This is a genomic window from Streptosporangium sp. NPDC048886, from assembly GCF_055586905.1.
Window position 1 is genome coordinate 1 of the sequence record NZ_JBVJHH010000076.1, and the last position, 21,568, is coordinate 21,568.

Genomic DNA, 21,568 nt, shown 5'->3' on the forward strand with positions numbered 1-21,568 from the left:
TCGGCAAGCTCCGCGCCAAGATGAGCAAGGCCTACGGCGGCGAGAAGATCCCGCTCGACGGTGACCACGGTCACGACGAGCACGCGGCCATCGGCTCGGACGTCAAGGAGGACAGGTGACTGCCCTCCTGACCGGTTCCGGTCGGGGCCACGGTTCCGGCCGGCGCCTGTCGTCTCGGGGTGCTTTCTGTCCCGTACGGCCCCGCCCCCGGGCAGGCGGTCGGGTCGTCAGGACAGGAAGTCGGTGACGGCGTCGAGCCATGCGCGAGGCTGGTCGACGTGGGCCATGTGGCCCGCTTCCTCGATCACCACGGCGCGGGCGGCGGGCATCAGCTCCGCGGTCTCCTCGGCCAGGGACGCGGGGAAGACCATGTCCTGCCGGCCGTGGAGCAGGAGCAGCGGGACGCCGAGATCGGCGAGCCGCCGGGCCGCGTCCCGGTGACGGGCGCCGGGCAGGGTTCCGGCCCGCCAGGAGCGCATCCACTCGGCGGAGAAACGGACCTCCGCGAGGCGGTCCAGGTAGGCGGGCAGCGCTTCCGGACGCCAGACGTTCGCCCCGGCTCCGGCGATCGCCGCCGCGCGGGTGAGCTCCGGACCGGACAGCTCCGGATCCGACCACACCTCGACCTCCGGAGCGCGCCGTTCCTCGCGTTCACGCCAGCCGTCGAAGGCGTCCGGGGGCACCGGCAGGACGCTGCTGGAAGCGATGATCAATCGTCGGACACGCTCGGGAGCGGCCAGGGCCAGACGCTGGGCGATCAGGCCTCCGTAGGAGAAGCCGAGGACATCGGTCCGCGACGCGCCGAGGGCGTCCAGCAGGGTGACGAGGTCATCGGTGGCGGCGGCGGGGGTGTACTGGTCCTCGGCGAGGCCACGGGTGGAACGCCCGCAGCCGCGCAGGTCCGGCAGGACCACCCGGCATCGACCCGCGAGTTCCGCGAGCGGCTCACGCAGGTAGGTGTGGTCCCAGTCGGGCCCGCCGTGGATCACCAGCAGCGTGCGCTCGGCAGGCCCCTGACTGCGCGCGACGAACAATTCCACGACAGGCCGGGTCGACACGGCCACGAGACTCTCGCTGAACATCCGCTCACTGTCCCAGCTTTCCCCGCCGTCCACCGCCTGACCCGATCCCGCCCGATGACCGTCCCCGAAGCCGGGTCACCCGTAGTGGAAGCCGGGTTTCGGGTGCATCAGGAAGTCGTGGTGGGAGATGTTCCAGGCGTAGGCCCCGGCCATGGTGAACTCCACGACGTCCCCGACGGCCAGGCTCACCGGCACCCGGTGGGCCAGGACGTCCTTGGGCGTGCAGAGCTGGCCGACGATGGTGACCGGCTCGCCCGGCGGCAGCGTGGCCAGGGGCTGGGAGTGACCTTTGGTGGCGGGGGTGCGCAGGTGGTGGGTGCCCCCGGCGACCACCGCGAACAGCTCGCCGTGCACCCGCTTGACGTCGATCACCCGGGTCACGTAACGCCCGCAGTAGACGGTCAGCGCCCGTCCCGGCTCGATCCGCAGCACCTCTCCGGGGCGGCGCAGCCCCGCCAGGCCCTCGCCGTAGGCGCGCCAGTCGAACCGCGCGTCCGGGTCGGCGTACGACACCGCCATGCCGCCACCGAGGTTGATCTCGCGCACGCCGAGGGTCCGGGCGTAGTCCAGTACGGCCGCCGCCAGCTCCAGGAGCGCGGGGGCCTCCAGCCCGCTGGCCAGGTGGGCGTGGACGCCGCGCAGCCGTACCGCGTCCTGACCGGACAGCAGCGCGACGCACTCGGCGATCCCACCGGGGTCCATGCCGAACGGGGTCGCGCCGCCGCCCATGGCCAGCGACGCCCCGGCCACGGGCACGTCGAGGTTGACCCGGAGCAGCACGTCGGCGCGGCGCCCCGAGGCGAGAAGCCGGCGCAGCTCGTTCGGGCTCTCCAGGTGGAGCCGGGTGACGTCGGCCGACAGCTCCGCGTCGGTCTTCCCCGGGCCGCCGAGGGCCACGGCGGCGCCGGGGAACAGACCGCGCACGTGGGCCAGCTCCCCGCCGGAGGAGACCTCGAAGCCGTCCACGTGCCGGGCGAGCACCCGCAGCAGCTCCGGGTTGGGGTTGGCCTTCACCGCGTAGTACAGCTCGATGCCCGGCAGCGCGGCCCGTACCGCGGCCGCGTGCGCGTCGAGCGAGGCCAGGTCGTAGACGTAGGCGGGCAACTCGTCCTGGATCACGAGAGCACCGCCAGCGGGTTGGCCACCGGCACGTATCCGGCCGAGCGGTCGGCCGAGCGTGCCCACCGGACCGACAGGTTGGCCTTGGCCGGCAGCGGCGCCCCGGCCAGCAGGTCCGACAGGGGCTGCGGCCATCCCATCGAGTCGGCGTATCCGGCCAGCACCTCACCGGCCGCCGCCCACAGCTCCCGCGTGGACCCGGACCCGGCGAGGGAGGCGGCGATCTCGGCGAGGTGGTTGACCATCAGGCAGTAGACCACCCGGTCCCAGCCGCCGGCCGCGTCGTAGGTGAGCGCCTCGGCGACCCGCTCCGGCAGTCCGGACAGGTCGTGGCGGCCGGCGACGAGCTTGGTGCCCTCCAAGTCGCGGAAGACCGCCTCCACCGGCAGGCCGGCCGCGTCCACGCCGACCAGGACGTTCTGCAGGTGGGGCTCCAGCACCACGCCGTGGCTCAGGTAGGCGTCGAGCACCGGCAGCGCGACCCGCTCCACGTAGGCGCGCCACCAGCGCACGGGTTCGGCCGGAGGCTCGCCGGGCACGGCCAGCGCGCCGCTCAGCAGGGGGGTCACCCCCGGGCGGCAGACCGACCACGGGCTCGCACGGATGATCACGCCCAGCCCCTCCAGGAGCCGGGTGCCCAGGTCGGCGGAGCGGTAACCGGGTTCGGGGAGCCAGCGGGTGCCGGGGAACCCGGCCGAGAGGTCCCGGAACACCGGCCCGAGACGCCGGGTCAGCTCGACCGCGCCCGCCAGCTCGTACCAGGAGTTCTTCCTGACGCAGTTGGTGATCCGCACGTCCAGGCTGAACTTCAGGCACCGGTCGATCAGCGGCTCGTAGACCGTGCGGACCGACGAGGTGGGGACCGCCATCCGCGAACCCTGGCCCAGGTCGATCAGCCGCCCGTCGGCCAGCGGGGCGGCGAGCTCCGCCGCGAGCAGGTCGAGCTGCCACGGGTGCGCCGGCAGCGGCGTATAGCCCCGCGGGGCCGGGCCGAGCCCGTCCAGCGGGCCGGTGTCGCCCCCCTCGGCCAGCACGTCGTCCCGGACCCCGAGCAGCCGGAGCGGGAAGCTCGCATGCGCCTCGGGGGCGTAGCGCAGCCAGTCGGCCCCGCCGCGCGCCTTCGGGCTGGGATGGAACGGATGCCCCAGCACCAGCCCCTGCTCGGAGGCCAGCCACGGGTCCGCCGGCGGCGGGGCGTCCCGCCGGACCGCCAGCAGCGTGGTCATGGCGCTCCGGCTGGCCGCCACCTGCGCCGCGAACTCCTCGTTGCCCCCCTCCAGCTCTGTCTCGACGAGCCGGACGAGCAGGTCCGCGGAGAGCGGCTGCCAGCAGCCGTGCTCCAGCCATTCAGGGGTGCCCTCGAAACGCAGCGCGAGCCCGCCGTGCGTCCGCGCCCGCAGCAGGGTGCCGGCCACGCGCAGCAGCACGTACGGCTCGGCGTGCCAGACCTGTCCGCGAGGTCCGGCCACCTCCCTGACGCAGCAGCGCAGCAGGGCCGCCAGCGACGCCTCCTCGGCGACGGCGGCTGGAGAGAAATCGAGTGCGAGGCTGGTCATCGCGTCCTTCGCATGATCAGGGTCTGGATGGCCTGAGGGGGCTGACGCAGGTAGTTGGGGCCGCTGGTGCCGTAGAACTTGTTCACATCGCGTGCCCCGGTGCGGGCCTTGTCCACCAGGGTCCCGGCGGTGACCATCGATTTGCCGACGAGCCGGGCGGCGTCGAGGGTCCTGGCCCGCAGCAACCTGGCCATCGGGTCGTCCCCGTGCCCGGCCAGCGCCTCCCTGAGCGCGTCGCGGACCAGCCGGGCGGCCTGCGGCGACGGCAGCGCGCCGAACGTCACCGCCGCGGCGGCCAGGTGCAGGGTGATGGTGACGAACACGTCGGCGAGCGCGTGCGGGTCGTCGGTCAGCATCCGCCGGTCGGCGAAGTCCGGCACCGCGAGCCCCGCGGCGCGCAGCCGGTCGGGTGAGGCCAGCAGCCCGTCGTTGTCCTTGATCAGCAGTCTGGCGGGGCCGTCCCCCAGCACCAGCGAGAGATTCTGCTGGTGGGCCTCCAGCGCGGTGCCGTACCGGACGAAGAGCCGCACGTGGAAGCCGAACAGCAGCCGCAGGTATTCGGCGAGCAGGCGCGTCACGTCCCCGCCGTACCACCGCCCGGCGAGCTCCTCCACCACGAGGCCGCCGCCCGGAAGGGGGGCGGGCAGCGCGGCCACCGGGACGATCTCGCCCGCCGGCAGGCGGCGCACGAGCCAGCCCAGATACTCGTGGCCCGCGTGGCCGTAGGTCTGCTCGTCGGCCAGGAGCACCCCGGGGTCGGGCATCTCGCGCAGCAGCCGCTCGGCCCGCGCCCCGTCGGCCAGCGTGTCCGGCTTGATCGACCGCCGGTTGCGCAGCCCGAGCGTGCTGGTGGCCAGCGGCAGCTTCAGGTGCGTGTCCCGGTCGACCACGACAGTGCGCATCGACAGCGTGGGCCTGACCTCCAGGTGTGGTTCCGGCGCCATGACCGCCCACGGGATCTCCTCGACCGCCGGGACGGTCAGCGGATGCACCGGGAACAGCACGTGCGTCTCGGCCAGTTGCCGCGCCAGCCCGACCACCGGGAACTCCGGCGCGAACGGCGGCGCCGCCCCGGCCACGCGCTCCCCGGGCACGGCGGCCCAGCGCAGCCCGAAGGCGGGCGCGAACTCCGGCGCGTAGGCCGTCAGCTCCTCATCCGACAGCCCGGCCCGGCAGCGTGCCGTCGGATAGACCGGATGGTCGACGGAGGCCGCCAGCGCCTCGTAGCGCACGGTGCCGGACCGCCCGAGGGCCCGCGCGGCGGCCGGGAGGCCCTGGCCGAGCCGGGCGAGCACCTCGTCGCGGCGGGCGTCGTGGAGGTCGAGGGCGCGCAGCGCCTCGTGGCACTCCCGGACGAACGCCTCGACCCCGGCGGCGTCGGCCGGGGCGGAGATCTCCCGCAGGGTGTGCAGGACCTCCTCCAGGCGGAGCACCTCCTCCGGGGCCACCACGAAGTCCTGGAACAGCGACCCCGGCGTCAGCCGCACCCTGCGGCCCCCGGGCAGCAGCAGCGCGACGCCGTCCCTGCTCCGGGTCACCCGCCCGGCCAGGCCGCCGTAGTTCTCGCGCAGCAGCGCGTCCAGGACGCGGGCGGCCAGGTACGGCTCCCGCCCGCCCGCGGCCGGTCCGCCGATCATGAGATCACCCACGGGCTCCCGGCGGTGAACGCCGCGACGGCCGCGTCCACCCCGGCCCGGTCGGGACCGATCGCGCGGACGATCCCCAGGTAGTCGCGGTTGGTGTTGCTCAGCTCGATCCGCTCGCCCACGGCGCGCAGCGGCCGGTGCCAGAGCCTGACCCGGTCGCCGGCGGCGGGCACGACCGTGCCCGGAGCGGCCACCACGGTCCCCGGCCGGTCGGCCACCAGGCTCAGGACGGTCCCGTGCGATCCGGAGGCCCCCGAGACCGGGTCCGAGCCGTCCAGCCCCGATCCCAGGTGGAGGGCGAGGACGCGCTCGAACAGCGGGATGCCCAGCAGGCTGCCGACGAGGAAGTCGCAGTGGTCGCCGATCACCCGGTAGTTGACCTCGACGATCCGCGGCCCGGCGGGCGTCATGACGTATTCGGTGTGGCAGGCCCCGAAGCCCACCCCCAGCGCCTCCAGCGCCCGCAGCACGTGGTCCCGCCCGGGCGGGGGCTCCCAGTCGAGCCGCTCCTCCACGAAGTGCGGCGGCGGTCCGAGGGTGGTCCGGAAGCCGCCGAGCACCTCGACGGTCCGCCCGTCGCCGAGCGTCTCCAGGGTGTGCAGGGGGCCGTCGAGATACTCCTCCACGACCAGCGCCTCGCCCGGCCGCCGGCCCCGGATCGCCCGCACGGCCGCCGCGAGCTCGCCGGCGTCCCCCGCCAGCACCACGTCCTCGCTGGCCACGCCCTCGCGCGGCTTGACCACGGCGGGGAAGGGCACCTCCGGCGGGACCGGGTCGTCCGGTGCCAGCCGTACGGAGCGGACGGCCTCGACCCCGGCCGCCGCCAGCCGGCGCCGGGTGAGCGCCTTGTTCTTGGTGGCGACGCAGGCCCGCCAGTCCTTGCCGGGCAGGCCGAAGTAGGCGGCGGCGAGGGCGGTCTCCGCCTGGATGTGGTCGGAATTGGAGAAAACCGCATCCGGAGCGTGATGGTGCGCGATGATGTCGATCATCGCTCGCGCGTCGCGGACGTCGCAGTGGAGCACCTCGGTCCCCGTGTCCAGGTGGTGCTCCGGCCGGTCGGTCAGGATCGTGACGTCGCAGCCCAGGGCGCGTGCCGCCGGGAGGAACCCGTCCGTGACCGAGTCGGTCGGTTTGAGCGCGGTGAGGTACAGCCGCAATGCAGGGACCCCCGGTATCAGGTAAGCCTAACCTAACTCGCTGTATCTTAGCCGGGCAGAGATCATCGTGCTGCCGTCCTCGCGTATTCGGTCGCGTCCAGATGATCCGGCGAGATCGGGGGGAGCCCGGAAAGCGGCTCTGTTCTGCGGCGTAGGATGTCGACTCGGTCTGGGAGGCGGGGACGACGTGGAGATCACGACACAAGAGGGATTGTTGGGGCCGCTGCTGCTCGCGCGCAGCGCCATCGACCGTTCGGCGACGCTCCGCGGTGACGCCGAATGGGTCGAGCGGACGTGGACGGACGGCGCGAGCCGGGTCGTGGTCGTCGACGACGGACAGGCGCTGATCCGGCGGAACGGAGACGGGGCGGCCCTGGTGCTGCTGCCCACCGCCGACGCACCCGAGGGCGAGCGCTACCTGCTCGGCGTGGACGCCGAGGGCATCGCCTACTTCGCCGTGTCGGCCCCGCTGACGGGCGTCGCCCATGACGACTCCTTCAACCGGATCGTCGCCCCGCTCGCCCCGTCGGCGCTGCGGGAGGGAGAGCCCGTCGCCGCCGGGCTCCGCCAGGTGGGCCCGCTCCTGGGCGACCTGGACGCCGGGCTCCTGGTCTACGCCGTCGCGCTGGAGGCATGGCACTCCAGTCACGAGTTCTGCCCGAGATGCGGCAGCCGCACCGAGGTGCGGGCGGGCGGGCACGTGCGGGTCTGCCTCCGGGACGGCAGCCAGCACTTCCCCCGGGTCGACCCGGCGGTGATCATGCTGGTCCACGACGACGCCGACCGGTGCCTGCTGGCCCGGGGACCGCAGTGGCCCGAGGGGCGGCTGTCGGTGCTCGCCGGGTTCGTCGAGCCGGGCGAGTCGCTGGAGCACGCCGTGGCCCGCGAGGTGATCGAGGAGGTCGGCGTGCGGGTCGTCGACCCCCGTTACCTGGGCAGCCAGCCCTGGCCGTTCCCGCGCAGCCTGATGCTGGGCTTCTTCGCGAAGGCCGTCTCGACCGAGTTCGTCCTCGACCCCGAGGAGATCGCCGAGGCCCGCTGGTTCAGCCGGGCCGAGCTGCTGGCCGCTCTGGAGAGCGGTGAGGTGCGCCTGCCGTCAGAGGTCTCGATCGCCCGCAGGCTGATCGAGACCTGGTACGGCGGCCCGCTGACCGGAGACTGGTGATCAGACCCGCAGACGGGCCTTGACCTCGATCACCGAGGGGTTGGTCACGGCCGTGCCGTCGTCGAACAGCACGGTCGGGACGGTCTGGTTGCCGTTGTTGACACTCATGACGAACTGCGCGGCGTCCGGGTTGCGCTCGATGTCGATCTCCTTGTAGGAGATGCCCTCGCGGGTGAGCTGGGTCTTCAGCCGCTTGCAGGGGCCGCACCAGGTGGTGGTGTAAACAGTCAGCGCCATTTCGTGAAATCCCCTCATGTGATGTTCGGCGCTCATGGCAACAAAGCGAGAGCCGTTCATCTTCCCGCCGGACGCGGGCCCGGCCGGCGGGGCCGGTCAGGGGAGCCTGGCGGCGATCCAGGCGTGCACCGACTCGGCCACGCCGGGCAGCCGGTACAGCGGCGAGCTGTGCTCGACGCCGGGCTCGGCCAGCACCGTCATGTTGACGCCGAACCGGGCCAGGCGGTCCTTGAGCCGCAGGCTGTGCTCGACGGGCACGAACTCGTCCTGCGAGTGCACGGTCATGACGGGCGCGTCGCCGCGGCTGGCGTGCAGCGGCACTTCCATGCTGTTCCAGATCCGGGGACACTTGCCGGGCTCGCAGCCCCCGGCGAGGCGGATGGCCGACTCGCGCAGCTTGCGCTTGTTGGAGTCGAGGGTGTCGGCGCCCTCGTTGTAGGCGGTGAGCGGTGAGACCACCGGGGAGACGCCCACCACGCCGCGCAGGCCGGGCAGGCCGTTCTTGTAGGTGCCGACGGCGGTGGCCAGATGGCCTCCGGCGGAGAAGCCGACGACCACGTAGTTGGCCGGGTCGAAGGCCCACAGCGGGGCGTGCCTGCGCGCGGTCGCGATGGCGTCGAGCGTGTCGGTGCGCTGGGCCGGCCAGGCCGCGTCGCTGGAGAGACGGTAGTTGAGGTTGAAGACCGTGTAGCCCTGCTCGACGTAGCTCCGGCTCACCGCGGTCATGTATTTCTTGTCCCCGGAGGACCACCAGCCGCCGTGGATCAGGAAGACAGCCGGCCGGACGAGGCCGTCGGTGTGGTGCCAGACGTCCATCCGCTGGCGGAGGTGCGGGCCGTAGGAGACGGTGTCGACGGAGACGCTCTGCAGCAGCGGGTCGGTCGCCGAGGTGGACGTCGGTGTGGGGGTGGGCGTCGAGGTGGGCGTGGGGGTGGGCGTCGGCTCGCCCCGCCTCGCCGACCCGGCGGCCCCGGCCGTGGTCCTCGTCGTGGTCCTGTCCCCGGCCGTGGACTTCGCGGTGGTCCCGGACGCTGATCTGGCCGTGGTCTCCGCGGTGGCCCCGGCCCGGGAGGCGGCCCTCGGCGCCGGCGTGGCCCGTGTGGCCGACCCGGTGGCCGACCGCGTCGACCCGGCGCCCGACTGCGCGGGATCCGCCGCGGCCGCGTGCGCGCTCGGGGAGGCGTGCACCGCGGCGGGCGTGATCACCAGTGCCGCCAGGGCGAGGGCACTCACGGTTACCACAGTTCGCACGGGTCTCTTCCTTCCCCCAAGGCACATTTCGTTCCCCATTGTGGGGTAAACAGGCCTGTCTGTGCATCTCAGCGAACGACATAGGTTGACGGCGGCATGTTGCCAGAATGGGCGATGCCTGACCACCGGCTGGAAGGATGTTCCCTTCCGACCCGTTAAACAGCCGTAAGGAGTCTCCGTGGAGCCCGACGACGTTCTGGCGGGGCTGGATCCCGAGCAGCGTGAGGTGGCGCAGGCCGTCCGAGGACCGGTCTGCGTGCTCGCCGGAGCGGGCACCGGCAAGACGCGGGCGATCACCCACCGCATCGCGCACGCCGTACGCAGCGGGGTGGTGGACGCGCAGAGCGTGCTGGCGGTGACGTTCACCACACGCGCCGCCGGGGAGCTCCGGCAGCGCCTGCGGCAGCTCGGCACGCCGGGGGTGCAGGCGCGCACCTTCCACGCCGCCGCGCTGCGCCAGCTCACCTACTTCTGGCCGCGCGTCATCGGCGGAGAACCGCCCCGGGTGATCGAGTCGAAGCTCCCGCTGCTGGTCGACGCCTGCCGCGCCATCCGCAAGAACCCGGACCGCTCCGAGCTGCGGGACATCGCCTCGGAGATCGAATGGGCCAAGGTCACCCAGGTCGGCCCGGAAGACTACGCCGAGGCCGCCAGGAAGGCCGGCCGGACCCCGCCGGTCCCGGCCGAAGAGGTCTTCCGGATCTTCGACGCCTACGAGAGGCTCCGCCGCGAACGGCACCTCGTCGACTTCGAGACCATCCTCGAACTCACCGCCGCCGTGATGACCGAGCACCGCGAGGTGGCCGCCCAGATCCGCCAGCAGTACCGCTACTTCGTCGTCGACGAATACCAGGACGTCAACCCGTTGCAGAAGCTGCTGCTCGACACCTGGCTCGGCGGGCGCGACGACCTGTGCGTGGTCGGCGACCCCAACCAGACGATCTACTCCTTCACCGGCGCCACCCCCCGTTACCTGACGGGCTTCTCGGTCGAGCACCCCGACGCCGCCGTGATCAAGCTCGTCCGCGACTACCGCTCCACCCCCCAGGTCGTGTCCCTGGCCAACCGGCTGCTCGACAGGTCGAAAACCCCGCACAAGCTCGCCCTGATCGCCCAGCGCCCCGACGGCCCCGAGCCCGTCTTCGCCGAGTACGACGACGAGCCCGCCGAGGCCGAGGGGGTGGCGCGAGCGGTGCGCAAGCTCGCCGACAGCGGCGTGCCGACCCGCGAGATCGCCGTGCTGTTCCGGGTCAACGCCCAGTCCGAGGTCTACGAGCAGGCCTTCGCCAAGGCGGGCATCCCCTACCTGCTGCGCGGCGCCGACCGTTTCTTCGAGCGTCCCGAGGTCCGTCAGGCCGTCGTGCTGCTGCGCGGCGCCGCCCGCTCCGCGGCGGACGACGACGAGCTGGCCCCGACGGTCCACCACATCCTCTCCGGCATCGGCCTGACCCCCGAGGCCCCGGGAGGCGGCAAGGCCCGTGAGAAGTGGGAGTCGCTGAGGGCCCTGGCCGACCTCGCCGAGGACATCGCCGCCGAGGGCGGGGACCTGCCGGCCTTCGTGGCGGAGCTGGAGCGCCGGGCCAGCGAGCAGCACGCGCCGCCGGTCGAGGGGGTGACGCTGGCCTCGCTGCACGCGGCCAAGGGCCTGGAGTGGGACGCGGTCTTCCTGGTCGGCGTCACCGACGGCATGCTGCCGATCGTCTACGCCGAGACACCCGACCAGATCGAGGAGGAGCGCCGGCTGCTCTACGTCGGCATCACCCGGGCCAGGGCCCACCTGACGCTGTCGTGGGCGCTGGCGCGCTCCCCGGGGGGCCGCCGCTCCAGGAGGCCCTCCCGCTTCCTCGACGGCCTCACGGGCCGCCCGGCCGCGTCGAGCCGCGCCTTCTCGCCCGCGCCCAAGGACCGCCGGACGGTCGCCGCGCCGGTGAGCTGCCGGATCTGCGCCAAGACCCTCGTCGCCGCCGCCGAGCAGAAGCTCGGCAGGTGCGCCGGCTGTCCGGCCGACTACGACGAGGCCCTGCTGGAGCGCCTGAAGGCATGGCGCACCAGCGTCGCCAAGGAGACCAAGGTCCCGACCTACGTGATCTTCACGGACGTCACCCTGCAGGCGATCGCCGAGCGGGCGCCGACCTCCGAACAGGACCTGCTGGCGATCACCGGGATAGGACGCGTCAAACTAGAACGGTACGGCGAGGCGGTCATCGCCCTCTGCCGTGCTGCCGAGGATCAGACGGAGGACGCGTGAACGAGGCGCTCAAGGAGCTGCTGGACCTGCTCGACCTGGAGCAGATCGAGCTCGACATCTTCCGGGGACGCAGCCCCGAGGAGCGCATCCAACGGGTGTTCGGCGGTCAGGTGGCCGCCCAGGCACTGGTGGCGGCAGGCCGTACGGTGCCCTCGGAGCGTTACGTGCACTCGCTGCACGCCTACTTCATCCGGCCCGGCGACCCGGCGGTCCCGATCGTCTACAACGTCGAGCGGGTCCGCGACGGCCGGTCGTTCACCACCCGCCGGATCTCGGCCATCCAGCACGGCAAGGTGATATTCACCATGTCGGCCTCCTTCCACATCATGGAGCAGGGCGTCGAGCACCAGGCCGCGGTCATGCCGGAGGTGGCCGCCCCGGAGAGCCTGCCCATGCTCCAGGAGCGGATCCTGGAGGTCGTGGGGGAGGACTCACCGTGGCGGGAGTGGCTGACCCGGCCGCGCCCGGTGGACGCCAGATACGTGACCCCCCTGACGTGGGAGGCCCACCGGGACCCGGCGCTGCGCGGTTCGGAGACGAACGTGTGGTTCCGCTACGACGCCGAGCTCCCCGACGACCCGCTGCTGCACGTGGTGCTCGCCGCCTACGCCTCGGACTTCACCCTGGTGGACACCGTGCTGCTGAACCACGGCCTCGCCTGGGGGGCCTCCAACGTCTCCGGGGCCTCACTGGACCACGCGATGTGGTTCCACCGTCCCTTCCGGGTGGACGACTGGATGCTCTACGCCCAGGAGTCGCCGTGGTCGGGGGCGGCCCGCGGACTGGCCAGGGGTGAGATGTTCACCCGCTCCGGCGAACTGGCGGTGTCGGTGGTGCAGGAGGCCATGATCCGCGTGAGTTAGGTGTAAAACTGCAGGTAGAAAATATGTTGCCCACTCCCGGCACCCGGGTTTAGGGTCATGGTCAAGCAAGTCGGACGGTCCTGTCCGACGATCCACGAATGGAGGTGAGTCCGCTGTGAAGAACACCATGATGTCGGCCCAGTACGGGCTCGCTTCCGCGTTCCACAGCACCACCCTGCCCTGCGGCAGCCAGGCCATCCTCACGGTTGGCGTGGCCGCTCAGCTCCAGCAGGAGCAGTCTGCCCGCGTCCAGATCGTGGCCGGCCGCCCGAGCACCCTGACCGCCTTCCCGGCGGCGGGCGCACCGGCAGTCCGGATCCCGGATGCCGGCGGCTACGCACCGACCAAGCACGCCCGAAACGGTGGACTGCGTGGTCCGTATCCCTGGAGGCAACCTCCGGTCATAACCTGACCGGGAGGGAAAGCCTTCAGGCCGCGGATCCGCAACCAGGATCCGCGGCCTTCTTGTTTGTCCGCGTCATTCCTGACCCCCACCCAGAGGTAATCGAAGATCAACACCTGACACAGAGAGGTGAAGCAGATGGGGGCCCAGACGGTCATGGACCTGATCGACGAAGCCACAATCCCCTGTCGTACCGACCCCGACCTCTGGTTCGCCGAGTCTCCGGAGGACGTGGAGTTCGCCAAGGCGCTCTGCGGAGGCTGCCCGATCCAGCAGGCCTGCCTGGCCCGCGCGCTCGAGCGCGAGGAGCCGTGGGGCGTCTGGGGCGGCGAGCTCATCCTCCGGGGAGCCGTCGTCCCGCGGAAGCGTCCGCGTGGACGTCCTCGCAAGACTCCGCTCGCTGCCTGACCAGCACCTGATCAACCCAAGAACCTCGACGTCCTTGAAAGGACCACTTCCGATGAACCACTCCGTCGCCTGGAACCTGGACATGTCCTCTATGCAAGAAGAATTGGTCCGGGACCGAATACGGACGCTCCACCGCGAGGCGGAGGAGCAGCGCCTGATCTCCGGCGTCCTGCGCGTACGGCGCGCCCGTCGTGACGCGGAGCGCGCCTCCTCGCGCCTGCGCCACGCGCTCCTGCGCCTCGTCTGATCCGGCCGCGGACCAGGCCCGGTCCAGTAGGCACCGGGCCCGGTCCGGTAAGGCCCGGTCCCGGGCCGCTCCGGTCCGGTAGGGGACCGGACCTGGTCCGCAGAGGCCAGGTCCGGTCCACAGGGCCGGGTCTGATCTCTGAGAACCGGTAAGGACCGGGGCCCGTCCACAGGACCCGGTCCGGTCCCCGGCAGGGACCGGCGCAGCACAGCCGGACAGCAGAATGACCGCCGAGGGGCGGCCCGTCCGAACGGGCCGCCCCTCCGTGCTGTCCGACCCTCCGTGCGGTCCGGCCGCACCCGGTCATCGCCGCGCCCGATCCCGGCCGTGCCGGATCCCGGCTGTGCCGGATCCCCGCCGCACCCGGTCATCGCCGTGCCGGATCCCCGCCGCACCCGGTTGACCGTTCCTCATCATGGCCACGGCCTCCCCGCCATGCCCACGGCCGTGCCCGGTGCCCGTTCCTCAACCCTCGACGTGGCCACGGCCGTGTCGGCAGCCATGCCCGGCCTCCGGGTCAGCTTGCGGCGACCGCGCGCCCCCCGGGATCCTCCTCGGCGAAGCCGGGGACCCAGCGGATCACCTCTTGGCGGAAACGGGCGGTGGTGCCGAGCTGGCAGAGCACGCCCACCCCGGCCGCGTGGACCCGGTGGATGAGCACGTAGGACACCGGCAGGTTGAGCTGGCGCACGACGTTGCCGGGGCGTAGGTCGGTGACAGTGGCCGCCTGGTGCTGCAGCCACTCCCGGCTGAAGGTGAACTCCTCGACCGCGGTCGGCTCGACGTAGGGGGAGAGGAAGGCCCGCAGCGCCTCCATGTCCACCTCGATGTGCGGGAGGATGAAACCCTCGTCGCGCAGGCCCTGGACCACGTTCTCCATGTCGCCGTTGTTGAAGATGCGGGTCAGCTTCCCGAAGACCGGAGGGTAGCCGTCCGGCAGCCGGTTGACGGCCCCGAAGTCGAGCACGCACAGCCGCCCGTCGTCCATGACCCGGAAGTTTCCCGGATGGGGGTCGGCGTGGAGCATGCCCACCCGCGCGGGGGAGGAGAACAGGAACCGGACGAGGAGGAGCCCCGCGCGGTCGCGCTCCTCCTTGGTGCCGTCGGTGATGATCCGCGACAGCGGGGTGCCGTCCACCCACTCGGAGACGAGCACCTGCTCGTTGGCGGCGATGACGTCCGGGACCAGGAAGTCGGGGTCGTCCTTGAACTCCAGCGCGAAGGCGTGCTGGGCCTCGGCCTCCCGGAGGTAGTCGAGCTCCTCGACCACCCGCTCGCGCAGCTCGCTGAGCACGGCCTTGATGTCGAGGCCGGGCAGCAGCACGCCGAAGAGTTTGCCGAGCCTGGCCAGCTGGGTGAAGTCGGACAGCAGCGCCTTGCCCGCCCCCGGATATTGGATCTTGACCGCGACCGTCCGGCCGTCGTGCCAGACGGCCTTGTGCACCTGCCCGATCGACGCGGCGGCGGTCGGCCGGTCCTCGAACGACCGGAAGTTCTCCCGCCAGTCGTCTCCGAGCTGCTCGACGAGGACCTTGTGCACGGTCGCGGCCGGCAGCGGCGGAGCGGCGTCCTGGAGCTTGGTCAGGGTGGCGCGGTAGGGGCCGGCGATCTCCGAGGGCAGCGCGGCCTCGAAGATGGACAGCGCCTGGCCGAGCTTCATCGCCCCGCCCTTGAGCTCTCCCAGAACCTTGAAGATCTGCTCGGCGGTGCGCTCCTGGATCTCCTGAGCGACGATCTCTGCGGATTTTCCCCCGATCCGTTTTCCCAGCCCGAGGGCGGTGCGGCCGGCGAACCCGATGGGGAGGGCCGCCAGTTTGGCGGAGCGCGCAACGGCGCGGCGCGGAAGGTCACTCACCTTTGGTCTGCGGCGTGTCCGCCGTACAGCGAGACGCCGCTCCCTCCCTTCGGTGTGGTGTCTATCAGCGGCAGGTAGCCGACGCGACCATTGTTAGCGAACCCATGTCGTTTCGGAAGCAACGACATTGTGGATGAACACTCCAGGATCGCCGCTTCCAGCTCCAATCAGGCAATACATCTAATGTGCCGTTGGTCACAGTTGGCTCACCCCCGTCGAGCAGGGCAAGCGCATGACCGACCGCGACCGCCGCGACCAGCGTCGACACCACCGCGCCACAGGCGATCTCCCCTGCGGGGAAGCCTCCCAGGCGGGCACTGACGACCGGCCACCCGGGGTCGCGGTCGCGTCGACTCAAATCTAGACACTGCAGGCATGTGCTCCGCCCAGGCAGCACCAGCGGCCCTACCGATCCGGAGCCCTCGAAGGCGGTCACCAGCAGGTGCGGCACCTTCCAGTCGAGCAGCTCTCCGACCAGCAGGCCGTCCAGCGGCCCCACCGGCGCGAGGATCGCCAGGTCGGGTCTGCGGGCGCCGTCGGCGAGCTGGGAGGCGCCCGCGCCGGTCCACGCGGTGACCCCGGGCGCCAGGGCCCTGGCCACCGCGACCGCGCCGTCCTGCCGGCTCATCCCCACTTCGGCCCAGCTCAGCCCGCCGGGGACGACATCGCGGGGGCGGGCCGTGCCGGGATCGACGACGCAGAGCCGGCCGACCCCGGAGGCGGCGAGCAGCGCGACGATCTGCGCGCCGACCCGGCCCGCCCCGTATACGCGCACCTGGGCCTCGCGCCTGCGCTCCAGCGTCGCGAGCCCGCCGTCGGTCGTGCCGGGGGAGAGGGACAGCGCGTCCAGATCGGGCTGGAGCCGGTCCCGCTCGGCCACCGAGAGCGCGCGCAGCGGGCCGGGCGGCACCCCGGCGTCGTCCACGACGCCCCGCCTGACCAGCAGGTCGAGCAGGGTCCGGCCGCGCTCCGCGCCGATCCCGGCCTCGGCCGCGCCCGCCAGCACGCCGGCCAGATCCCGCACGCCGTCCAGGCTCTCGATCCAGCGGCGGACCTCGGGTTCGAGATCGGCCAGCACCACCGCGTGCCGGGGGTGCAGACCGAACTGCAGGGTGCGCTCGTCGCGTGCGACCCTGCGCAGCGCGGGCTTCAGGCGTGGTCTCATGAGACGGCCTTTCCTCGGGGGCGTGCCGGTGGAGCTGTGCCACCGGGTGAAGGCGTGCCAGCGTGCCATGCCTCCGTGAGGCTCCGGGCGGCTTTCCCGCCTCCTGTGGATAACTCCCGCACCGCCTGTGGACGACTCCCGTGCATTACGCTCCCGGCATGGACGAGCTCTTGGTCGACCGGCGGGACGACGGCGTCGTGGTGCTCACCCTCAACCGCCCGGACCGGCGCAATTCGATGACCGACGGGATGACCGAGCGGTGGCGGCAGGAGATCGCCGCTCTCCGCCGTGACCGGGACGTGCGGTGCGTGGTCGTCACCGGGGCCGGGAGCGCGTTCTGCTCCGGGGGAGACCTGTCCTGGCTCGCCGAGCGCGGCGTCGAGAGCGTGCCCGACCTGCGCGACCGGATGCTCGGCTTCTACCGCACCTGGCTGGCGATCGCGGACCTGGAGGTGCCGACCATCGCCGCGGTCAACGGCGCCGCCATCGGCGCGGGGCTGTGCGCCGCCCTCGCCTGCGACCTGGTCTACGCCGCCGAGGACGCCAGGCTCGCCGTCCCCTTCACCTCGCTCGGCCTGCATCCCGGAATGGCGGCCACCTACCTGCTGCCTCGGGTCGCCGGGGTGTGGGTCGCCAGGGAGATGCTGCTGACCGGGCGGGCGCTGCTGGGCGCCGAGGCGGCGGCGGCAGGACTGGTCACCAGGGCCTTCCCCCGCGACTCCCTGACGGCTGAGGTGCTGGAGATCGCGTCCAGGACCGCCGCGAACGCGCCCATCGCCACCCGGCTCACCAAGGTCGCCCTGGCGGGCGGCGGGCACGCCGACCTCGACGCCGCGCTGCGCTGGGAATCCCTCGCCCAGCCGGTCACGATGGCCTCAGCCGACATGCTTGAAGGGCTGGCGGCGCACAGAGAACGGCGGGCCCCGCGATTCGGCAACTCCTGAGACAGGCGATATCCAGGTTAATTAGATAAGTCGCAGCCATAACCGATCGGTCTCGCTGAACAATCGACGAACGGGGATTGACCAGCCAGAACGTGTTCTGCCCTCTGGTGTGAATTCGTCATTCTCGGCTACCGTTCATATGTGCCCCCCGAGACAGTCGAGGTCCGTCGAAGTTCTCGTCGCCGGCGGACGGTTTCCGCGTACCGCGACGGCGAGAAAACGATCGTGCTGCTCCCCGCCGGATTGAGCAGCACCGATGAAGAGCAATGGGTACGGCGGATGCTCGACCGGCTCGCGGCCAAGGAGCAGCGAAGACGCCCCTCGGACGACGACCTGCTCGAGCGGGCCAGCGAGCTGTCGGCGCGTTATCTCGACGGCCGGGCCAACCCGTCGAGCGTGCGATGGGTGGACAATCAGCAGCACCGCTGGGGCTCGTGCACCCCCGACCACGGCACCATCAGGCTCTCCACGCGACTGCGGGGCATGCCCTCGTGGGTGGTCGACTATGTGATCATGCATGAGCTCGTGCACCTGCTGGTGCCCAGCCACGGCCCCCGGTTCTGGGCGCTGGTGGAACACTATCCCAAAGCCGAGCGGGCACGAGGATTCCTTGAGGGGTTCTCCATGGCGGCCAACGGCGCCGCGGAGGAGTGTTGACCGGAGAGCGGGTGGTGGCGGTCGTCGTCACACCCTCGATCGCGCGAGCGGCCCCACCGGGGGTCGACGCCGCAGATTTCCTGATGGCCGTGGCCGAGGACGCCTATGAGATCGCCGCCGGGCTCGACCACGTCTCGCCGGTCCTGGTGACGAGCGTCCCGGGGATGGAGGAGATCGTCTGGCCGGGGACCCCGGTCGTCGAGATCCCCGACCTGTCCGGAGAGGCCCTGGTCCGGGCCGCCTTCGAGGCGCTGCCGTACGGCGGGCAGGCGGTCCTGCTGAGCGCCGACGCCCCCGACCTGCCCCCGCTGCTGATCGGCAAGCTCTTCCGCGCGCTCGGCCGGGCCAAGGTGGCCCTCTGCCCGGCCGCCGACGGCGGCGCTGTGGCGATAGCCGCCCATCTGCCCTATCCCGACTGGGCCGCCGCGGGGTTCGACGACCACGACCCGGTCAAGGCGCTGCGCGCGGCCGCGCCCGGCCCGCGGACGGTCGCCACCGGGCCCGGCTGGCACCGCTTGCGCACCCCCGGCGACCTCGCGAGGCTGGACCCCGGCCTCGAGGGCTGGGACAGCACCAGGGCGCTGCTGTCGGCGTGAGCCGGGTCACGGCCCGGGCAGGCGAAGGTCGGCGAAGACGGCCCGATGGTCGGTGCCGGGGACGGTGTGGACGCTGACCCCGGCCACCTTCACCCGCTGGTCCACCATCACGTGATCGATGGTGATGAGCGGCGGGAGGCGCCTGTTGGCGGGCCAGGTGGGTTTCAGCCCCTGACCGACCCGGTCGGCCGAGTCCGCGTATCCCCGGCTCAGCAGACGGCGCAGGGCGGCGTGGTCGAGGCTGGCGTTGAAGTCGCCGGCGAGGACGCGGACCCTGTCGGGGACGGCCGGGGGAAGGGCCTCCAGTGCCGCCGCCCACTCCCGCACGTCCTCACCCAGCGGCGCGTAGGGATGCACGTCGACGAGCTCGACGGGCTTGACGCCGGGAAGCACGATCGCGGCGGCGGGCATGTTGTGCCCGATCGGCCGGAACAGGTTCTCCAGCGGGGTCAGCGGATATCTGGCGTACAGGCCGCTGCCGCCCGCGCCCTCGTCCGCGGCCAGCAGGCGGTGCGGCAGGAGCTCCCGCAGACCGGCCGCGTCGAGCTTGCCGACCATCTCCGGAGTCAGCTCCTGGGTGCTCAGCACATCCGGTCTCAACCGCCGGACCAGGTCCATCACGGTCGCGAGGTCGGCGCCGCCGAACAACATGTTGAGGGTCAGCACTCGCAGCGGCGTCCCGGAGCCGCCCTCCGCGGAGCCGACGGCCCGCGGCAGGACGCTGAGGCCGAGCGCCGCGGCGGTGACCAGCGCGACGACCGCGGCCGCGCGGCCCCGGGCCAGCGCGGCCAGCAGCACGGGGACGAGCGAGCCCGCCGCCACGTACGGAGTGCCGGTCATGAGCTGGGTGGCCAACGATCCCCGCTCCAGCCCGGCGACCCGGGCCACGGCCCAGGCGGCGAACGGCACGACCATCGCCCAGGCGAGGGCTCTGGGGATCCGCCGGCGCCGCCGCGCGGGCGTCACGATCGCGCCGCCCACGTCCCGGCCGGCTGTGTCAACGCTCACGTCGCCACGCTCCGCTCGTCACGCCCCGTGAGCGGGACGATATCCAGGGGGGTGTGAGCGGAGCATAAAACAGCGCCCAGGGACGGCGAGGGCGTCAGAGGGAGCGCAGGGCCTCCCGCGCGCGGCGCGCCAGCCGGCGGGTCGCCTCGTCGGAGAGCTCGGGGATCCCGTCCACCGGGAACCACCTCAGGTCGAGCGACTCGTCGCTGATCACGGCCTCGACGTCGGCCGGGGCCACCGCGCCGTACTCCACGTCCAGGTGATGGCTGTGCGGCGGGTGGCACCAGACCCGGTGCCGGTCGAGGGCGAGCGGCCCCGGCAGCAGTCGCAGACCGGGGATGCCGGACTCCTCGGTGGCCTCCCGCAGCGCCACGGCCTCCAGCGAGGCGTCACCGCGCTCGCAGTGACCGCCCATGGGCAGCCACATCCCGGCCTTGGGGTGCAGCGTGAGCAGCACCCGCTCGCCGTCGTGGGAGAGCACCGCGGTCGTGGCCGTCAGGTGACCCGGCACGCACTCGCGCCACATCGCGTCCTCGTGGGCGTGCACGTGCCCCAGGAACTCCTTGCGCAGGAGCTCCTCCTGCGCCGTCGGCGCGGCCCACGCCGTGAGCACGTCCTGCGCGTGCGCGCGCAGGCTCACGCGGGGTCGCCCTTGCCCTCGCCCTTGTCGTCCTCGCCGCCCTCGCCGTCCTCGGCGCGGGGCTCCCGCAGGGACGCCTCCAGACCGGACAGGTCGAACTCGGGCTCGCCCCGGACGAAGCGTTCGGGATTGTCGAGATCGTCGGCGGTGGGCATCAGGTCGGGGTGGTTCCAGACCGCGTCGCGGCCGTCGACGCCGCGGTCGGCCTCCAGCGCCTGCCACAGGGCCGCCGCCTCACGCAGGCGGCGGGGGCGCAGCTCAAGGCCGACGAGCGTGGCGAAGGTCTGCTCGGCGGGGCCACCGGTCGCCCTGCGACGCCGTACGGTCTCCGCCAGCGCGGCCGAGGAGGGCAGCTTGCCGTCGGCGGCGCCGTCCACGACCGTGCCGACCCAGCCCTCGACCAGGGCGAGCATGGTCTCCAGCCGGGCCAGGGCGGCCTTCTGCCGGTCGGTCTCCTCGGGCTTGAGCAGGTTGCCGCCGCTCAGCGCCTGCTGGAGCTGCTCGGGGTTGTTGATGTCGAGGCCGCGGAGCTGCTCCTCAAGGGCGGACACGTCGACCGTGATGCCCCTGGCGTACTCCTCCACGGCGCCGAGCAGGTGCGCGCGCAGCCACGGCACGTGCTGGAACAGCCGGTGGTGGGCCGCCTCGCGCAGGGCCAGATAGAGCCGGATCTCGTCGGCGGGCGTCTCCAGCCCCTGGCTGAAGGCGGCGATGCCGCCGGGCAGCAGGGCGGCGTTGTCCGACAGCGGCAGGCCGATGTCGGAGGAGCCGATCACCTCGCGGGCGAGCGAGCCGATGGCCTGGCCGATCTGCTGGCCGACCATCATGCCGCCCATCTGCTTCATCATGCCCATCAGCGGCCCGGCCATGGCCTGGGCCTCGGCGGGCAGACCGGCGGCGCCGAGGGTGCCGCTCATGGTCTCGACCATGCGGGCCGCGATCGGGTCGCAGAGCTGCCGCCAGACGGGAACGGTCTTCTCGATCCACTCCGACCGGCTCCACGCCTGCGGGTTGCTCACCCCGCTGGGGAGCGCCGTCGCCTCGTTCAGCCACAGGTCGGCGAGGTTGAGGGCGTCCACGATCTGGCGCCGCTCGCCTTCCATGACACTCGGGTCGCCCTCGGCGGCCACGACGTGCCGGGCGATGTTCTTGGCCATGTCCCAGTTGACGGGACCGGAGCTCGGTGGCGCGGAGAGCATGTCGGCGAACTGGCGCATGGCCGCTGCGATCTGCTCCGGGTCGCCGAACATGGCGAACGGATTCTCGTTGGGGTCGTTTTCCCGACCTGGCAAGTCAGTCACAGCTCTACCTCGTGCAGGAT

General features: G+C 72.4%; 21 protein-coding genes. 9 read left to right on the top strand and 12 right to left on the bottom strand.

All coding sequences use genetic code 11. From position 1 onward, the window contains the following. Positions 1-227: 227 nt before the first annotated feature. The 5 genes from ACZ6R6_RS47175 to ACZ6R6_RS47195 all read right to left on the bottom strand — a co-directional run bounded on the left by ACZ6R6_RS47175 (position 228) and on the right by ACZ6R6_RS47195 (position 6,560). A complete protein-coding gene (locus ACZ6R6_RS47175) occupies positions 228-1,082 on the bottom strand; it encodes an alpha/beta fold hydrolase (RefSeq protein ID WP_470103837.1) in 855 nt (284 codons plus the stop codon). A 75-nt stretch (positions 1,083-1,157) separates the two neighbouring features. Further along, the gene (locus ACZ6R6_RS47180; RefSeq protein ID WP_470103838.1) at positions 1,158-2,201 is read right to left on the bottom strand and encodes an alanine racemase; all 1,044 of its coding nucleotides are present in this window, start codon (positions 2,199-2,201) and stop codon (positions 1,158-1,160) included. Continuing rightward, positions 2,198-3,757 (bottom strand): IucA/IucC family protein, encoded by a 1,560-nt coding sequence (locus tag ACZ6R6_RS47185; RefSeq protein WP_470103840.1) that lies wholly within the window; start codon positions 3,755-3,757, stop codon positions 2,198-2,200. The genes ACZ6R6_RS47180 and ACZ6R6_RS47185 overlap by 4 nt, the downstream gene beginning before the upstream one ends. Further along, a complete protein-coding gene (locus ACZ6R6_RS47190; protein ID WP_470103842.1) occupies positions 3,754-5,394 on the bottom strand; it encodes an IucA/IucC family protein in 1,641 nt (546 codons plus the stop codon). The genes ACZ6R6_RS47185 and ACZ6R6_RS47190 overlap by 4 nt, the downstream gene beginning before the upstream one ends. Next, the gene (locus tag ACZ6R6_RS47195; protein ID WP_470103844.1) at positions 5,391-6,560 is read right to left on the bottom strand and encodes a siderophore biosynthesis protein; all 1,170 of its coding nucleotides are present in this window, start codon (positions 6,558-6,560) and stop codon (positions 5,391-5,393) included. The genes ACZ6R6_RS47190 and ACZ6R6_RS47195 overlap by 4 nt, the downstream gene beginning before the upstream one ends. 187 nt (positions 6,561-6,747) lie before the next feature. Between ACZ6R6_RS47195 and nudC the strand changes: the two genes are divergently transcribed. Continuing rightward, positions 6,748-7,725 (top strand): NAD(+) diphosphatase, encoded by a 978-nt coding sequence (gene nudC / locus ACZ6R6_RS47200; RefSeq protein ID WP_470103846.1) that lies wholly within the window; start codon positions 6,748-6,750, stop codon positions 7,723-7,725. On the opposite strand, the gene ACZ6R6_RS47205 is transcribed toward nudC, so the two are convergent. Together ACZ6R6_RS47205 and ACZ6R6_RS47210 are read right to left on the bottom strand one after the other, a co-directional pair. Then, positions 7,726-7,962: a mycoredoxin gene (locus ACZ6R6_RS47205; protein ID WP_306864267.1), complete on the bottom strand. Its 237-nt coding sequence runs from the start codon at positions 7,960-7,962 to the stop codon at positions 7,726-7,728. It lies immediately after the preceding gene. A gap of 96 nt (positions 7,963-8,058) precedes the next feature. Next, entirely contained in the window at positions 8,059-9,213 is a 1,155-nt protein-coding gene (locus tag ACZ6R6_RS47210; protein ID WP_470103847.1) for an alpha/beta hydrolase, read from the bottom strand. A gap of 178 nt (positions 9,214-9,391) precedes the next feature. On the opposite strand from ACZ6R6_RS47210, the gene ACZ6R6_RS47215 reads away from it, so the two are divergent. From ACZ6R6_RS47215 to ACZ6R6_RS47235, 5 genes are all read left to right on the top strand, one after another. After that, positions 9,392-11,461: an ATP-dependent DNA helicase UvrD2 gene (locus ACZ6R6_RS47215; protein WP_470103849.1), complete on the top strand. Its 2,070-nt coding sequence runs from the start codon at positions 9,392-9,394 to the stop codon at positions 11,459-11,461. After that, the gene (locus tag ACZ6R6_RS47220) at positions 11,458-12,324 is read left to right on the top strand and encodes an acyl-CoA thioesterase (RefSeq protein ID WP_470103851.1); all 867 of its coding nucleotides are present in this window, start codon (positions 11,458-11,460) and stop codon (positions 12,322-12,324) included. Before ACZ6R6_RS47215 ends, ACZ6R6_RS47220 begins: the two co-directional genes overlap by 4 nt. 115 nt (positions 12,325-12,439) lie before the next feature. Continuing rightward, complete coding sequence (locus tag ACZ6R6_RS47225) at positions 12,440-12,736, top strand: hypothetical protein (RefSeq protein WP_470103852.1); 297 nt, start codon at positions 12,440-12,442, stop codon at positions 12,734-12,736. A 129-nt stretch (positions 12,737-12,865) separates the two neighbouring features. Then, the gene (locus ACZ6R6_RS47230; RefSeq protein ID WP_012894732.1) at positions 12,866-13,135 is read left to right on the top strand and encodes a WhiB family transcriptional regulator; all 270 of its coding nucleotides are present in this window, start codon (positions 12,866-12,868) and stop codon (positions 13,133-13,135) included. Positions 13,136-13,187: 52 nt separating this feature from the next. Next, the gene (locus ACZ6R6_RS47235) at positions 13,188-13,382 is read left to right on the top strand and encodes a hypothetical protein (protein ID WP_470103853.1); all 195 of its coding nucleotides are present in this window, start codon (positions 13,188-13,190) and stop codon (positions 13,380-13,382) included. Between the two features lie 517 nt (positions 13,383-13,899). Here ACZ6R6_RS47235 and ACZ6R6_RS47240 read toward each other — a convergent pair. Next, complete coding sequence (locus ACZ6R6_RS47240) at positions 13,900-15,237, bottom strand: ABC1 kinase family protein (protein WP_470103855.1); 1,338 nt, start codon at positions 15,235-15,237, stop codon at positions 13,900-13,902. Positions 15,238-15,301: 64 nt separating this feature from the next. After that, entirely contained in the window at positions 15,302-16,402 is a 1,101-nt protein-coding gene (locus ACZ6R6_RS47245; RefSeq protein ID WP_470103856.1) for a ThiF family adenylyltransferase, read from the bottom strand. Positions 16,403-16,560: 158 nt separating this feature from the next. Between ACZ6R6_RS47245 and ACZ6R6_RS47250 the strand changes: the two genes are divergently transcribed. From ACZ6R6_RS47250 to ACZ6R6_RS47260, 3 genes are all read left to right on the top strand, one after another. After that, positions 16,561-17,346 (top strand): enoyl-CoA hydratase/isomerase family protein, encoded by a 786-nt coding sequence (locus ACZ6R6_RS47250; RefSeq protein WP_470103858.1) that lies wholly within the window; start codon positions 16,561-16,563, stop codon positions 17,344-17,346. Positions 17,347-17,487: 141 nt separating this feature from the next. After that, positions 17,488-18,003, top strand: coding sequence for a M48 metallopeptidase family protein (locus ACZ6R6_RS47255; RefSeq protein WP_306864294.1), 516 nt, complete (start codon positions 17,488-17,490; stop codon positions 18,001-18,003). Further along, positions 17,997-18,599 carry a DUF2064 domain-containing protein gene (locus ACZ6R6_RS47260; RefSeq protein WP_470103860.1) on the top strand — a complete coding sequence of 201 codons (603 nt, stop codon included), beginning with the start codon at positions 17,997-17,999 and terminating at the stop codon, positions 18,597-18,599. Before ACZ6R6_RS47255 ends, ACZ6R6_RS47260 begins: the two co-directional genes overlap by 7 nt. A gap of 6 nt (positions 18,600-18,605) precedes the next feature. Here the strand turns inward: ACZ6R6_RS47260 and ACZ6R6_RS47265 are convergent, their stop codons facing one another. The 3 genes from ACZ6R6_RS47265 to ACZ6R6_RS47275 form a co-directional block, all read right to left on the bottom strand. Continuing rightward, entirely contained in the window at positions 18,606-19,607 is a 1,002-nt protein-coding gene (locus tag ACZ6R6_RS47265; RefSeq protein WP_470103861.1) for an endonuclease/exonuclease/phosphatase family protein, read from the bottom strand. A 94-nt stretch (positions 19,608-19,701) separates the two neighbouring features. After that, positions 19,702-20,247, bottom strand: a complete 546-nt coding sequence (locus ACZ6R6_RS47270; RefSeq protein ID WP_470103863.1) for an NUDIX hydrolase — start codon at positions 20,245-20,247, stop codon at positions 19,702-19,704. Continuing rightward, positions 20,244-21,548, bottom strand: a complete 1,305-nt coding sequence (locus ACZ6R6_RS47275; protein ID WP_470103865.1) for a zinc-dependent metalloprotease — start codon at positions 21,546-21,548, stop codon at positions 20,244-20,246. Before ACZ6R6_RS47275 ends, ACZ6R6_RS47270 begins: the two co-directional genes overlap by 4 nt. Positions 21,549-21,568 lie beyond the last annotated feature (20 nt).